Annotated in this window: 12 protein-coding genes and 1 pseudogene; 12 read left to right on the top strand and 1 reads right to left on the bottom strand. The window is 70.1% G+C overall.

The features are described from left to right. Positions 1-57 precede the first annotated feature (57 nt). The 3 genes and pseudogenes from fliF to fliN all read left to right on the top strand — a co-directional run bounded on the left by fliF (position 58) and on the right by fliN (position 2,912). Positions 58-1,721 (top strand): annotated as a pseudogene (fliF, locus tag ACWPN3_RS03350) (flagellar basal-body MS-ring/collar protein FliF). Between the two features lie 62 nt (positions 1,722-1,783). Further along, a complete protein-coding gene (locus ACWPN3_RS03355; RefSeq protein WP_492242541.1) occupies positions 1,784-2,560 on the top strand; it encodes a FliH/SctL family protein in 777 nt (258 codons plus the stop codon). A 34-nt stretch (positions 2,561-2,594) separates the two neighbouring features. After that, the gene (gene fliN, locus ACWPN3_RS03360; protein ID WP_098737805.1) at positions 2,595-2,912 is read left to right on the top strand and encodes a flagellar motor switch protein FliN; all 318 of its coding nucleotides are present in this window, start codon (positions 2,595-2,597) and stop codon (positions 2,910-2,912) included. Here the strand turns inward: fliN and ACWPN3_RS03365 are convergent. Then, a complete protein-coding gene (locus ACWPN3_RS03365) occupies positions 2,893-3,114 on the bottom strand; it encodes a hypothetical protein (protein WP_492261086.1) in 222 nt (73 codons plus the stop codon). The genes fliN and ACWPN3_RS03365 overlap by 20 nt on opposite strands. A 107-nt stretch (positions 3,115-3,221) precedes the next feature. On the opposite strand from ACWPN3_RS03365, the gene ACWPN3_RS03370 reads away from it, so the two are divergent. The 9 genes from ACWPN3_RS03370 to ACWPN3_RS03410 all read left to right on the top strand — a co-directional run bounded on the left by ACWPN3_RS03370 (position 3,222) and on the right by ACWPN3_RS03410 (position 14,265). Next, the gene (locus ACWPN3_RS03370; RefSeq protein WP_492261087.1) at positions 3,222-3,845 is read left to right on the top strand and encodes a motility protein A; all 624 of its coding nucleotides are present in this window, start codon (positions 3,222-3,224) and stop codon (positions 3,843-3,845) included. A gap of 4 nt (positions 3,846-3,849) precedes the next feature. After that, complete coding sequence (locus ACWPN3_RS03375) at positions 3,850-5,406, top strand: sigma-54-dependent transcriptional regulator (RefSeq protein WP_109450771.1); 1,557 nt, start codon at positions 3,850-3,852, stop codon at positions 5,404-5,406. A 41-nt stretch (positions 5,407-5,447) separates the two neighbouring features. Next, complete coding sequence (gene flhA, locus ACWPN3_RS03380; RefSeq protein ID WP_109450769.1) at positions 5,448-7,619, top strand: flagellar biosynthesis protein FlhA; 2,172 nt, start codon at positions 5,448-5,450, stop codon at positions 7,617-7,619. 46 nt (positions 7,620-7,665) lie between these two features. Beyond that, complete coding sequence (locus tag ACWPN3_RS03385; RefSeq protein ID WP_492242539.1) at positions 7,666-8,946, top strand: flagellar biosynthesis protein FlhF; 1,281 nt, start codon at positions 7,666-7,668, stop codon at positions 8,944-8,946. Continuing rightward, positions 8,943-9,740 carry a MinD/ParA family protein gene (locus ACWPN3_RS03390; protein ID WP_109450765.1) on the top strand — a complete coding sequence of 266 codons (798 nt, stop codon included), beginning with the start codon at positions 8,943-8,945 and terminating at the stop codon, positions 9,738-9,740. The genes ACWPN3_RS03385 and ACWPN3_RS03390 overlap by 4 nt, the downstream gene beginning before the upstream one ends. A 19-nt stretch (positions 9,741-9,759) precedes the next feature. Beyond that, positions 9,760-11,676 carry a hypothetical protein gene (locus tag ACWPN3_RS03395; protein WP_492242538.1) on the top strand — a complete coding sequence of 639 codons (1,917 nt, stop codon included), beginning with the start codon at positions 9,760-9,762 and terminating at the stop codon, positions 11,674-11,676. Further along, positions 11,673-12,026: a hypothetical protein gene (locus tag ACWPN3_RS03400; protein ID WP_492242537.1), complete on the top strand. Its 354-nt coding sequence runs from the start codon at positions 11,673-11,675 to the stop codon at positions 12,024-12,026. The genes ACWPN3_RS03395 and ACWPN3_RS03400 overlap by 4 nt, the downstream gene beginning before the upstream one ends. Before the next feature lie 188 nt (positions 12,027-12,214). After that, on the top strand, positions 12,215-12,937 hold the full coding sequence (locus ACWPN3_RS03405) for a 2OG-Fe dioxygenase family protein (RefSeq protein WP_109450758.1): 723 nt from the start codon (positions 12,215-12,217) through the stop codon (positions 12,935-12,937). A 242-nt stretch (positions 12,938-13,179) separates the two neighbouring features. Continuing rightward, entirely contained in the window at positions 13,180-14,265 is a 1,086-nt protein-coding gene (locus ACWPN3_RS03410; protein WP_492242536.1) for an aldose epimerase family protein, read from the top strand. Positions 14,266-14,342 lie beyond the last annotated feature (77 nt).

Here is a 14,342-nt window from a genome sequence, read left to right on the forward strand (position 1 = left end):
CGCGAACGGAGACTGTGTGGAGACCATGCCGGAAAGACTTCCGATCGGGGACCGCGCGTGAACAACCTGCTGCAGACCTTGCGCAATCTCGGGCCCGCCCGCCTCGCGGCGATCGGCGGCGTCGGGCTCTTGCTGATCGGATTCTTCGTCTATCTGACCACCCGGCTCTCCACACCGGAGATGGAACTTCTCTATTCCGAACTCCAGCAGACGGAAGCGGCGGCCATCGCCAAGAAGCTGGACGAGGCCAAGGTCCCCTACAGCGTCGACAAGTCCGGCACCAAGATCATGGTCCCGGCCGATCAGGTCGGGCCGATGCGCATGCGCATGGCGGCGCAGGGCCTGCCGTCCGGCGGTTCGGTCGGCTACGAGCTGTTCGACAAGGGCGAAGGCTTCGGCGCCACCAGCTTCATGCAGAACATCAACCACCTGCGCGCGCTGGAAGGCGAGATGGCGCGCACGGTGCAGACGCTGAACGGCGTGCAGCAGGCCCGCGTCCATCTGGTGCTGCCCAAGCGCGAGCTGTTCGCCCGCCAGCAGAACCCGGCGACCGCCAGCGTCTTCCTGAAGCTGCGCCCCGGCACCCAGCTGAGCCGCGAGAACATCCAGGCGATCCAGCAGCTGATCGCCGCCTCGGTGCCCAACCTCGACCCCGGCCGCATCTCCATCGTCGACGACAAGGGCAAGCTGCTGGCCCGCGGCACCGGCAACGACAGCGCCGAGGCGATGGCGGCCAACGCGGAAGAGAAGAAGCAGGCCTATGAGGGCCGGCTGGCCCGCACCGTCGAGGATTCTGCTGGGCCGCACGCTGGGCTACGGCAAGGTCCGGGCGGAGGTGTCCGCCGACCTCGACTTCGACCGAATCACCACCCAGTCGGAAATCTTCGATCCGGAAAGCCAGGTCGTCCGCTCCACCCAGACCGTCAACGAATTGAACGAGAGCAGCGACCGCGACCCGCTGGCCCCGGTGACGGTTGACCAGAACCTGCCCACGGCCCAGGCCAGCAGCAGCGCCAGCCCGCTGTCCTCGAACAAGTCGAACCGCGCCGAAGAGACGATCAACTACGAGATCACCAAGACCACCAAGTCGCATGTCCGCGAGGCGGGCCAGGTCCGCCGCCTGTCGGTCGCGGTGCTGGTGGACGGCACCTATCAGCTCTCCAAGGACGCACCGCCGGCCTACCAGCCGCGCAGCGAGCAGGAGATCGAGAGCATCAAGGCGCTGGTGCGCTCCGCCGTCGGGCTGGACGCCGTGCGCGGCGACTCGCTGGAGGTGATCAACATGCGCTTCTGGTCGCCCGAGGACGACATCCAGAAGCCGGAAGAGCTGTTCATGGGCATGACCAAGGACGACCTGTTCCGCATCGCGGAGATGGTGGTCCTGGGCATCGTCGCCGTCCTCATCATCCTGCTGGTCATCCGCCCGCTGATCTCCCGCGCCTTCGAGAAGGCGGAGATGCAGGAGGAGGACGAGATGGACCGCCTGCTGACCGATCAGGCCGGCATGCCGGCGGCACTCGCCGCCCCCACCGGCGCGCTGGCCCAGGATCTCGGCGCTGGAAGCGGCGCAGGCCGACGAGGAGCTGGAGCAGATGATCGACATCAACCGGGTGGAGGGCCGCGTCCGCGCCTCCTCGCTGCGCAAGGTCGGCGAGATCGTCGACAAGCATCCGGAAGAGGCGGTCTCGATCCTGCGCAACTGGCTCTATCAGGAGAGCTGAGCGATGCCGGTCTCCAAATCCACACCGCTTGAGGCCACCTTGTCCGAAGGGGGATCGCGGCGATGAGCGTGCGCAAATTCCTCTTCGACGAGTCCTTCGACGTGGACGCCGTCCCCCGCATGACCCATGTGGAGGACGACGACCTGCTGCCCGAGGACGAGCTGTCGGCCATGCCGGCGCCCGAGCCGGAGCCGGAACTGCCGCCGGCCCCCACCTTCGGCGAGGAGGAGCTGGCCGCCGCCCGCGCCCAGGGCTATGAGGAGGGCATGGCCGCCGGCAGGTCCGAAGGGACCGCGGCGGGCTACGGCAAGGGATTCACCGACGGCATGACCGCCGGCCAGAACACCGGGTACGAGCGCGGCAGGACGGAGATCGAGGCGACGGTGAACGCCCGCATCGCCAACGCGCTCTCCCAGATCGCCGACGGGGTGGGCCATCTGCTGGCGGCGCACGAGGCGGGCAACGCCGCGCGCAGCGAACAGCCGGTCCATCTGGCGCTCGCCATCGTCCGCAAGCTGCTGCCCGAATGGGCGCGGCGCGGCGGCATGGTCGAGGTGGAGGGAATGGTCCGCGCCTGCCTGACCGACCTGATCGACGAGCCGCGGCTGGTCATCCGGGTGGCGGAGGACACGATGGGGCTGGTCCGCGACCATCTCGACGAGACGGTGGGGGCGCGCGGCTTCGGCGCGAAGCTGATGGTGATCGGCGATCCGTCGGTCGCTCCCGGCGGCTGCCGCATCGAATGGGCCGAAGGCGGCGTGGAGCGGGACACCGCCCAGCTGCTGGACGAAATCGAACGCCGCGCGGCGCACATGCTGGAGGCTCCGGCCCCCGTCTAAGGGGTGACCGGAATGAAGGAGGTCCGAGACCGACATGCCGAGCGACAATTTCTCGCTGAACGATCTGCACGGCGGCGATGGCGACGACTACGCCAGCCCCGGAATCACCAAGGACCTGGAGGCGGTGTACGACATCCCCGTCCAGATCTCCGCGGTGCTGGGCAAATCGACCATGCAGGTGGCGCAACTGCTGAAGCTGGGCCGCGGCGCGGTGGTGGAGCTGGACCGCAAGGTCGGCGAGGCCATCGACATCTACGTCAACAACCGCCTGGTCGCCCGCGGCGAGGTGGTGGTGGTGGAAGACCGGCTGGGCGTGACGATGACGGAAATCATCAAGTCGGACCGCGGCTGATGGCGGTTTCGTCCGACACCGGCGCGGCCCGTGCCAAGGCGAACCCAGGCGGCGGCACCCGTGCCGCGGCGCAGGGCGAGCCGGCAGGCACCCCCACCGGTGCTGCCGCGCCGGGACGGAGCGTGCGGCTGCGCGGCGGGCTGGACGTGGCGACGCTGGTCGGGCTGGCGGCGGCGGCCGGGGTGATCCTGATCGCCATCACCACAGGCGGGTCGGCGCGCGCCTTCCTCGACCCGCCGTCGCTGCTGATCGTGCTGGGCGGGACTTCTGGCGGTCACCACCGCCTCCTTCTCGCTGGGCGACGTGGCGGTGGCCTGGAAGAACGCCGCGGCGGTGCTGGTCCACCAGACGCTCGACCCCAAGGGCGTGGCGCGGCAGGTCCTGCTGCTGGCCGAGGCCGCCCGCCGGGCCGGGCCGGAGACCCTGCGCAACGTCCTGCCGGAACTGCGCGCCGAACCCTTCCTGCACCGCAGCGTCACCCTGATCACCGAGGGGCTGCCGCCCGACGCCATCGAGCGGATGCTGACCGGCGAGGTCGAGGCGACCGCCGGCGGCCACGGCAAGAGCGCCGGCGTGCTGCGCCGCGCCTCGGAAGTGGCGCCGGCCATGGGGCTGATCGGCACGCTGGTCGGGCTGGTGCAGATGCTGGGCAGCCTGAGCGACCCGTCGGCCATCGGGCCGGCGATGGCTTTGGCTCTGCTGACGACCTTCTACGGGGCCGTGCTCGGCAACGTCGTCCTGTCCCCGCTCGCCGCCAAGGTGGAGCGGGCGGCTGAGGAGGACGCGCTGGTCAAGACCCTCTATACCATCGGCGCCGTGTCCATCGCGCGCCAGGAGAATCCGCGGCGTCTGGAGATGCTCCTGAACGCCGTCCTGCCGCCTGGAAAGCGGATCCAGTATTTCGACCGGGAAGCCCCGAGAGTGGGAGCGTAAGGCTATGCGTCTGCTGATCGTTGGAACGTTGGAAGGCTACATCACCGCCGCCGGCAAGATCGCCATGAAGCGGGGGGCCAAGGTGTCGCACACCGACAGCATCGAAGGGGCGCTGACCGCCTTGCGTGCCGCCGCCGGTGCCGATCTGGTGATGATCGACGTCAAGCTGGACATCGCGACCTTCATCGACAGCCTGAAGTCGGAGCGCATCACCATCCCGGTGGTCGCCTGCGGCATCGGCACCGATGCGGCCGCCGCCGTGCGCGCCATCCGCGCCGGCGCCAAGGAGTATCTGCCGCTGCCGCCCAATGCCGAGCTGATCGCCGCGGTGCTGGAGGCGGTGGCCGAGGAAAGCCACTCCATCGTCTGCAGCGACCCGGCGATGCTGGCGACTCTGCGCCTTGCCGAGCAGGTGGCGCCCAGCGACGCCTCGGTGATGATCACCGGCGAGAGCGGCACCGGCAAGGAGCTGATGGCCCGCTTCATCCACCGCAAGAGCCGCCGGTCGGGCGAGCCCTTCGTCGCGGTGAACTGCGCCGCCATCCCGGAGAATTTGCTGGAATCGGAGCTGTTCGGCCACGAGAAGGGCGCCTTCACCGGCGCCGTCGCCCGGCGGCTCGGCAAGTTCGAGGAGGCGAACAACGGCACCCTGCTGCTGGACGAGCTGTCGGAGATGCACCCGAGGCTCCAGGCCAAGCTGCTGCGCGCCATCCAGGAGAAGGAGATCGACCGCATCGGCTCCAGCCAGCCGGTGAAGGTCAATGTCCGCCTGATCGCCACCTCCAACCGCAACCTGGAGGCGGAGGTCCGCTCCGGCAACTTCCGCGAGGATTTGTATTTCCGCCTGAACGTGTTCAGCGTGGCGATCCCGTCCCTGCGTGAACGCCCGGCCGACATCCCGATGATCGCCGAGCATTTCCTGAAGAAGTATGCGGAGGCCAACGGCCTGGGCGACAAGCGCCTGACCGAGGACGCCATGCTGATGCTGAAGACGCATCACTGGCGCGGCAACGTGCGCGAGCTGGAAAACACCATGCACCGTGCCGTCCTGCTGTCGCGCGGCGAAGAGGTCGGGCCGGAAGCCATCATGCTGACCAGCAAGATGCTGGCCCCGGAAGGCAGCGCCCAGGCATCGATCCCGTCGGACTCGCCGGTCGCCAACCCGTTCGCCGGCCCCGGCGGCACGGTTCCGGCCGCCGCCGCCCAAAGCCAGCCGGCCACCCCCCTGGTGGTGCCGCCACAGGGTGCCCTGCCGACCAGCTACGGCCCGCCGAAGGGCGGCAAGCCCGGTCCCTACGGCATGGCCGCCAACAGCAGCGCCGCGGCTGCCGCCAATGCCGGCACCAGCGGCGCCGGCCTGGCGGCGCTGATCGGCCGCACGGTGGCCGACGTCGAGCGCGACCTGATCCTGGAGACGCTGACCCACTGCCTGGGCAACCGCACCCACGCCGCCAACATCCTGGGCATCTCGATCCGCACGCTGCGCAACAAGCTGAAGCAGTATGGCGACGAAGGCCGCAGCGTGCCCACCCCGGGCAACGACGAACGGGCGACGGCCTGACGTCCCGTCCGGGACCGGGATCTTGAGCGGCGGGAGCATCCATGGCGCTGACGGAGCATAATGGCGGCGGCGGGGGCGGCGGTCCCGGCAACATGGCCGCCTTCGGCGAGATGTGGGCCGTCACCAAGGCGTCGCTGAAGCGCGGCGACGTGGCGATGGCCATCGGCATCCTGATCGTCGTGGTCGGCCTGATCATGCCACTGCCCGCCGTCATGCTCGACATGATGCTGGGGCTGAACGTCACCATCTCCATCCTGATCCTGATGGTGGTGCTGTTCATCGAGAAGCCGCTCCAGCTGTCGTCATACCCGACGATCCTGCTGATCACCACGCTGCTGCGCCTGTCGCTGAACATGGCCTCGACGCGCCTGATCCTGACGCAGGGGCATGAGGGGACGTCGGCCGCCGGCCATGTGATCGAGGCCTTCGCCAGCCTCGTCATGGGCGGCGATTTCGTCATCGGCGTGATCATCTACGCCATCCTGACCATCGTGAACTTCAAGGTCATCACCGCCGGTTCGGGCCGCATCGCCGAAGTGGCGGCGCGCTTCACCCTGGACGCCATGCCCGGCAAGCAGATGGCCATCGACGCCGACCTGTCGGCCGGCATGATCGAGGAGAGCACGGCGCGGGCGCGGCGCAAGGAGCTGGAGGACGAAAGCGCCTTCTTCGGCTCGATGGACGGTGCGTCGAAGTTCGTGAAGGGCGACGCGGTCGCCGGCCTGATGATCATGTTCATCAACATCATCGGCGGCGTGACCATCGCGGTCCTGCGCCACGACATGCCGGTGATGACGGCGCTGGACACCTTCACCAAGCTGACCATCGGCGACGGGCTGGTGTCGCAGATCCCGGCGCTGGTGATCTCGATCTCCGCCGGCTTCCTGGTGTCGAAGGCCGGCATGGGCGGCTCCACCGACAAGGCGGTGGTGGGGCAGCTGACCGGCCACAGCCAGGCGCTCGCCCTGTCGGCCGGCGCCGTCGGCGTGCTGGCCCTGCTGCCGGGCATGCCGATCCTGACGCTGGCCCCGGTCATCGGCGCCGTCGGCTTCGCCGCCTGGTACATGCCGCGCCTGCGCGCCAAGAAGGAGGCGGAAGAGGCCGCGGCGGCGGAGGAAGCGGCGGCGGCCGGGGCGGGCCCCGGCGGCATGCCCGGAGCCGGGCCGGCGCCGGACGAACCGATCGCCACGGCGCTCGCCATCGACCTGATCCGGCTGGAGCTGGGCTACGGTCTCTTGTCGCTGATCAACCAGCCCCAGGCCGGCAGCCACCGGCTGACCGACCAGATCAAGGGGCTGCGCCGGCAGATCGCCGGCGAGGTCGGCTTCGTCATGCCGGCGGTGCGCATCCAGGACAATTTGCAGCTTCCGCCCAACACCTACATCATCCGCGTCAAGGAGATCGAGGCCGGGCGCGGCGACATCCGGCCCAACATGCTGCTGGTGATGGACCCGCGCGGCGACGCCATGAGCCTTCCCGGCGAACAGACGGTGGAGCCGACCTTCGGCCTGCCCGCCATCTGGATCGAGCCGGGATACCGCGAGGAGGCCCTGTTCAAGGGCTACACCGTGGTCGATCCGTCGACCGTGGTGACCACCCACCTGACCGAGCTGATCAAGGACAACATGCCGGAGCTGCTGTCCTTCACCGAGACGCAGAAGCTGCTGGACGAGACCGACAAGGAACACCAGAAGCTGATCGCCGACGTGGTGCCCGGACAGATCACTGTGGGCGGCCTGCAACGGGTGTTGCAGAATCTCCTTGCCGAACGGGTTTCGATCCGGGATCTTCCCACGATATTGGAAGGGGTATCCGAAGCGACCAGCCAGACCCGCAGCATCACCCAGATCACCGAGCATGTGCGCTCCCGCCTTGCCCGGCAGATCTGCGACGCGAACACCAACGAGATGGGATTCATCCCGCTCGTCACCCTGTCGCCCGAATGGGAGCAGGGCTTCGCGGAATCGCTGGTGGGCGACGGCGACGACCGGCAGCTGACGATGGCCCCGTCCCGCCTGCAACAGTTCATCACCTCCGTCCGTCAAACCTTCGAGCGACATGCCATGATGGGCGAGAGCCCCGTTCTGCTGACCAGCCCGCTGATCCGTCCGTTCGTCCGCTCGATCGTCGAGCGGTTCCGGCCGGCGACCGTGGTCATGTCGCAGAACGAGATCCACCCGAAGGCCCGCATCAAGACCCTGGGGCAGATCTGATGGCGCGCGGCGTTCCCATCCCCTTAGCTGACGGAAGGCGCTGCCGATGCGGCTGAAGTCCTTCCACGCCAAGACCATGTCCGACGCCATGCGGATGGTGCGCCAGTCGCTGGGCGACGACGCCATCATCGTCGCCACGCGCGAGGAGGAAGGCGGCGGCGTGCGCGTGACGGCGGCGGTGGAAGAGGACGACCTGCCGCCGGCCCCGTCCTCCGGTTCCGCGCGCAACGGCCGCGGCAGGGCGCCGGCCAAGCCGGTCGAACCCGAGATCGACGTCGGCGAGGTGGTGGCCGACGCCCTGCAACGCCACGGCGTGCCGGCGTCGCTGGCCGAACAGCTGATCGACGCGGCATCGGGGCTGGACACCGAGGATCCGCGGCTGGCCCTGGGGTCGGCGCTCGATTCCTATTTCACCTTCAACCCGCTGCCGGACGGCCGCGCGCCGGTGAAGCCGCTGGCGCTGGTCGGCCCGCCGGGATCCGGCAAGACGCTGGTCGCGGCCAAGCTGGCGGCGCGCGCCGTCTTCCGGAAATGCTCGGTCGGCGTCATCACCACCGACACGGTGCGGGCCGGCGGCGTCGACCAGCTGGCCGCCTTCACCCGGCTGATGAAGCTGAAGCTGGCGACGGTGGAGGATCCAGACGCGCTGGCCGGCGCCTTCGAGGTGCATCGCCGGACCGATCTGGTCCTGGTCGACACCGCCGGGCGCAACCCGTTCGACGCCGAGGACATGCAGGACCTCCGCGCCATGCTGTCCGCCGGCGAGGTGGAGCCGATCCTGGTGCTGCCCGCCGGGCTCGACGCGCTGGAGGCCGCCGACATGGCGATGGCCTTCAAGGCGGTCGGCGTGCGGCGCATGCTGGTCACCCGGCTGGACATGGCGCGCCGGCTGGGCAGCGTCCTTGCCATCGCCGCACGCGCCCGGCTGTCCTTCTGCGACGCCAGCATCTCGTCCAAGGTGGCGGAGGGGCTGACCGCGCTGAACCCGCTGGCGCTCGCCCGCATGATGATCCCGGCCGAGGAGAAGGCGCCCGCCGTCAAGGACCAGGCGCCGCGCCGCTCCGCCCGCAAGGCGGGCTGGGACGAGGACGAGGACGGCCACGGCGGCGACCACCAGGACCACGAGCCGGACCGCACCCCCGAGCGCAAGCCGAGCTTCGGGCGGGGATATGAGCCGGAGGACGAGGAACCGGAGATCGAGCCGGCACCGCCGCCACCACCACCGCGCAGGGCCGCCGCGGCAGCCAAGCCGACGAAACCCGCAACCGCAAAACCCGCAACCAAGGCTAAAGCCGCCAGTTCCCCCTCGTCGAGGACCCTGCCATGACCGATCCGGTGTTCCCGGCCGCCCTCAAGAACGTTCGCCCGCTGCGCGGCGCCAACGTCATCGCCGTGGCCAGTGGAAAGGGCGGCGTCGGCAAGACGTGGTTCTCCATCACGCTCAGCCACGCCCTGACCAAGGCGGGCATGAACACCCTGCTGTTCGACGGCGATCTCGGGCTCGCCAACGTCGACATCCAGCTTGGATTCTCGCCCAAGAACGACCTGGGCGCCGTCATCAACGGCGAGGTGACGCTGGCCAAGGCGGCGCAGCGCTTCACCGACACCGGCTTCGACATCATCGCCGGCCGCTCGGGCTCGGGCACGCTGGCGCAGCTGCCGAGCCAGCGCCTGTCGGGCCTGCGCAACGACCTGCTGGAGCTGGCGAAGAGCTATGACCGGGTGGTGATGGACATGGGGGCCGGCGTCGACCGCACGGTGCGCACCCTGTCGGGACCGGCCGGCATCACGCTGGTGGTGACGACGGACGAGCCGACCTCGCTGACCGACGCCTATGCCTTCATCAAGCTGACCCATGCCACCAACCCGTCGGCCGACCTGCGGATCGTGGTGAACATGGCGCAGAGCGTGAAGGACGGCGAGCGGACCTACGGCACCATCCTGAAGGCCTGCCAGAACTTCCTGAAATACAAGCCGGCGCTGGCGGGCATCATCCGCCGCGACCTGAAGGTGCGCGACGCCATCCGCAACCAGACCCCGCTGCTGACCCGCTCGCCCGCCAGCGACGCGGCCCGCGACGTCGAGGCGATCGTGCAGCGGTTGCTCGCCAGCGCCCGGTAACCGGCCGGGACGGGCGGGCATGGGCGGGGCGATCCCACCGTCGGTCACGCCGGCCGCCGCCACCGCCGCGGCAGCCCCCGCCGCGCCCGCCCCCGTCACCGCCGAGGCCACGGTCGTCCAACTTCCCGAACGGCTGCCGGAGGTGACCCGACCGGTGGTGCTGACCGGCACCGTCGCCGGCCAGACGCCGGAAGGGCTGACCCGCGTGCGCACCGCGGCGGGCGAACTGCTGCTCGACAGTGCCACGGAACTGCCGCCGGACAAGCCGGTCACCGTGCAGCTGACCCCCGGCAGCACGGCCTCGCCGGGCGCACCGGCCACGGCGCTGCCGGGCAAGCCGACGGCGCTGATCCTGCTGCAATCGCTGGCAAGCCCGGCCACGCCACAGAGCGCCGGGCAGACCGGCAGCACGACCCAGACCCCAGCGGTCGGCAGCGGCGCCACGCCCGCCGTCCTGCTGCCCACCCCGACGCCGACCACCGTCCCGACCAATCTGCCGCCGCTGCTGCCAGGCACCGTCGTGCCGGCGCTGGTGCTGGCCGGCGGGTCGGGCGCCAAGCTGCCGACCGCCGCCGCGCCCCCGGCGCAGCCGGCCCCTGCCACCCCGTCACCCGCCGCCCCGGCCGGGACCGCGAAACCGGAGGCTCCGGCCGCCGGGACGCCTGCTGCGGCGACGGGCGGTCCCTCCACCCCTGCCCCGGCCATGGGCGGCGGCAGCGCCACCTTCGGAACGCCGGTCCAGCTGGGCGGCAACGCGGCCCATCCCGGCGCCGAGACGCCGACGGCGCCCACTCCGCCCGGCTCCAACCCGCCCAGCTCCAGCCCAGCCGGTTCCAACCCAGCCGGTGACAGCGGCAATCCCGAACCGCCCGACCTGCCGCGCGGCGCCACAGTGGCGCTGAAGATCCTGACGGTCACCCCGCCGCCGCAACAGCCCCAACCGCCCGGTAATCCGGGGGCGGGCAATTCGGAGGCCAACGGGCCCAACCAGCAGGCGGGAAGCCAATCCGGCCAGCAGCCGGGCGGACAGGCCGCCGCTCTGCCCACCCCGCAGGCCGACGAGGCGGCCCTGCCGCCCGATACCCCCATCCTGCGTGGAACGGTGGCCGGCAGCACGCCGCAGGGGCAGCCGATCCTGGCGACCAAGCAGGGGATGCTGGCGCTGAACGTCCCGGCCAGCCTGCCGCAGGGGGCCACGGTGACGGCGGCGCTGGCCGACCTCGCCCGCGCCACCCAGGCGGCGGCCCCCACCCTGCCCGGCCCGCCGGGACCGCTGGACGGGCGCGACTGGCCGGCGATGCGGCAGCTGATGGCGACACTGGCGGCGGCCGATCCGGCAGCAGCCAAGGCGATGCTGGCGACGATGCCGCAGCCGAACCGCAAGCTGACCGCGGCGCTGGGCTTCTTCCTGTCGGCGATGCGCGGCGGCGACGCGCAGGGCTGGCTGGGCGACGATGCCGCCTCCGCACTCGACAAGGCGGGGCGCCGCGACCTGCTGGAGCGGCTGGAGAAGGATTTCGACGGGCTGCGGCGCGAGGCGGCGGAACCGCTGCCGGGCGACTGGCGCAGCTACACCATCCCGCTGATGGACGCGAACGGGCCGAAGCCGATCAGGCTGCATGTCCACCCGTTGCAGGAGGATGAGGAGAGCGGGGGCGGTGAGCGGTCGAAGCCCGGCAGCCGCTTCGTCATCGACCTCGACCTCAGCCGGTTCGGGCCGATGCAGCTGGACGGTCTGGTGCGGCCCAACCATTTCGACCTGATCCTGCGCAGCCATGCCGCCCTGCCGCCGGAACTGCGGGTCGAGCTGATCCAGATCTTCGCCGACAGCGTGCGGGCGGTGGGCTACACCGGCTGCCTGTCCTTCCAGTCGGGCGCCCGCAGCTGGGTGAAGCTGACCCGCGCCGGCCAGGCCGGGCTGGGGGTGTCGGCATGAGGCGGGAGCGGCTGTCCACCCGCCCGTCTCCCGATGCCCGCCACGATTTCCTGGTGGAGCTGCGCGGCGAACCGCTGCCGGGGGTGCGGCTGACCCTGCGGCTGGTGCCCGACCTGCTGGTGCCCGATCCGGCGTCTGTCGTTGCCTATCTGGCGGAGTTTGCCGGCTTCCCGGACGGGTTAGAGGCGCTGGCCGTCGCCATTCTCGACGACATCAACAACGAGCTGGTGCCGCGCTGGGTCGAGGTGGCGGTGGAGAGCGACGCCCCCCTGCCCCACCGCGTGGTGATCGAGGACCGGCAGCCGAGCTGGGACAACCCGTCGCTGCTGGGGCGGCTGCGCCGGCTCTGACAAGGGGGTTCAGTCGTCGTCATGCAAGGCGGCGCTTGGAGCAGGGGCTGCGGGATGAGAAGGGTCCGCGGCTGTTGTGATAGGGTGCGGGCACGAAATCGCTTGAGATCGGATCGCGGAAAATCGGGCTCGATTTGAAGCGTGACTCCGATCGTCAAACACAAAGCTATTGAAAGCGGACAGGCCAGATGACCGATGATCTTCCTGCGGTTCGTGACGCTGTGGCGGCGGACGGCTTCTCCTTCGTCGCGGCGGACGCCATGCAGGGAGTGCTCGACGCCGCCGGGCTGCGGGACTGGGAGGGGTTCAGCGCCAGTTGGAACGACCTGGGCCTCGACACCTACATGGCGGACGGCGGGCGCTACCGCCGCCGCCGCCACGCCGCCTTCGCGGTGTCGGCCGGGGAGATCAGGCGCAAGCCGCACCAGCCCCACTACCAGAGCCGGGACTACAATCCGCTGAACGGCGGCCTGGAACGCTGGTTCGAGCCGATCAGCGAGGCGGTCGCGACCCACCCCGCCCTGGACGCGATCCTGAAGACCTGCTTCGCGCTGTTCGACCCGCTCACCCCCGCCGCCACCAAGCCGGAGGTCTGGCACACCGAGGTCCATCAGTTCCGCATCGAAGCCCGTGCCGGCGAGGCCGGACGGCCCACCCCGGAAGGGATGCACCGCGACGGCGTGGACTGGGTGCTGGTGATGCTGATCCGGCGCGAGAACGTCTCCAGCGGCACGACCAGCATCCATGACCTCGCCGGCCGGCCGCTCGGCAGCTTCACCCTGCGCCATCCGCAGGAATCGGCGGTGGTGGACGACGCCCGGGTGTTCCACGGCGTGACGCCGGTGGAGCCGACCGATCCGGCGCGCCCGGCTTTCCGGGACGTGCTGGTGGTGACGATGCGGCACGCCTGAAGCGGCGGGCCGTCACGCGCCGTAACCGGAATCCTGCGGCATACTGTCCACATCAGCGTCCGGCTCCCGATGCGGTTTGCCTTCTACGCTAATATATTAGTATAATAATGCCATGAGTTATCCGGTGAGGCCGAGCCATGACCGCGGATCCCTTGGAGACGGCGCTGCTCCTGCGCGTGGTGGTGATCCTGGGGCTGCTGCTTCTCGGTTTCTGCTAACCTCTTCGACAGGGATGCCTGAGCATGGCGACCGACCTCAAGCGAGAGAATTATTCCGCCACCATCGACGGCAAGCCGGTGGATCTGTTCACCCTGCGCAACGGGCGCGGCATGGTGGTGCGCATCACCAATTACGGCGCCAAGATCGAACAGATCCTGGTTCCCGACCGCGACGGCGTGGTGGGCGACGTGGTCCAGGGCTATGACGGGATCGAGGGTGCGATGGGCGGGCAGGCGTCCATGGGCTCCTTCATCGGGCGTTATTGCGGGCGCATCCCCGACGGGCGCTTCACCCTGGACGGCGTCGCCCATCAGGCCGCGGTCAACAGCCCGCCCAACACCCTGCATGGCGGCCAGCGCGGCTCGCGCTTCCGGGTCTTCGACGCCCGGCAGCTCGACGAGGCCAGCCTGGAGCTGAGCCATGTCTTCGCGGACGGCGAGGAGGGCTTTCCCGGCACCCTGCCGCTGCGGCTGGTCTATACGGTCGGCGACGACAACGCCCTGACCATCGCCTGGACCGCGGTGGCGGCCGACAGGACCACCATCGCCAACTTCACCGACCACACCTTCTTCAACCTGTCGGGCGATCTGGGGTCGTCGATCCTCGACCATGTCGCCACCATCCAGGCCGGCCGCTATCTGGCGCTCGGCGATACCGGGGTGCCGACCGGCGAGATGGTGGAGGTCGCCGGCACGCCGCACGACTTCCGCACCCCGGCGGCGCTGGGCGCCCGCATCGACGCCGACGACCGCATGCTGGCGCTCGGCAAGGGCTACGACCTGCATTACGTGGTCGACAAGCCGGCGAACGGCCCGACGCCCGTCCTCAACGCCCGCTTCCTGCACCCGGCCAGCGGCCGGACGCTCGAGGTGCTGTCCACCGAACCCGGCCTGCAGCTCTACACCGGCAATGCGCTGGAGGGAAAAACCCCGCGGGACGTCGGCAAGGGCGGCACGCTCTACACCAAGCACAGCGCCTTCTGCGCCGAACCGTCGAAATTCCCGAACTCCATCAATCTCCCCTCCCTCTGGCCGTCCGTCCCCTCGACCGTGCTGCGTCCCGGCCAATGGACCGCCGGGTCCATCGTCTACCGGTTCGGGGTCGCCTGAGGCGGCGCCGCGCCGCCCGTCTCCGCCCCCGCGACCTGCACGGCAGCCCACATTCCTCCCTCGGAGTCCGTTACGCC

This window comes from Azospirillum sp. UENF 111221, from assembly GCF_058780625.1.

Excerpts from the sequence above, each read along its gene's own strand:
- ACWPN3_RS03355 (WP_492242541.1), top strand. The coding sequence starts at position 1,784 with ATGAGCGTGCGCAAATTCCTCTTCGACGAGTCCTTCGACGTGGACGCC.
- ACWPN3_RS03400 (WP_492242537.1), top strand. The coding sequence starts at position 11,673 with ATGAGGCGGGAGCGGCTGTCCACCCGCCCGTCTCCCGATGCCCGCCAC.
- fliN (WP_098737805.1), top strand. The coding sequence starts at position 2,595 with ATGCCGAGCGACAATTTCTCGCTGAACGATCTGCACGGCGGCGATGGC.
- ACWPN3_RS03385 (WP_492242539.1), top strand. The coding sequence starts at position 7,666 with ATGCGGCTGAAGTCCTTCCACGCCAAGACCATGTCCGACGCCATGCGG.
- ACWPN3_RS03410 (WP_492242536.1), top strand. The coding sequence starts at position 13,180 with ATGGCGACCGACCTCAAGCGAGAGAATTATTCCGCCACCATCGACGGC.
- ACWPN3_RS03395 (WP_492242538.1), top strand. The coding sequence starts at position 9,760 with ATGGGCGGGGCGATCCCACCGTCGGTCACGCCGGCCGCCGCCACCGCC.
- ACWPN3_RS03405 (WP_109450758.1), top strand. The coding sequence starts at position 12,215 with ATGACCGATGATCTTCCTGCGGTTCGTGACGCTGTGGCGGCGGACGGC.
- ACWPN3_RS03375 (WP_109450771.1), top strand. The coding sequence starts at position 3,850 with ATGCGTCTGCTGATCGTTGGAACGTTGGAAGGCTACATCACCGCCGCC.
- flhA (WP_109450769.1), top strand. The coding sequence starts at position 5,448 with ATGGCGCTGACGGAGCATAATGGCGGCGGCGGGGGCGGCGGTCCCGGC.
- ACWPN3_RS03390 (WP_109450765.1), top strand. The coding sequence starts at position 8,943 with ATGACCGATCCGGTGTTCCCGGCCGCCCTCAAGAACGTTCGCCCGCTG.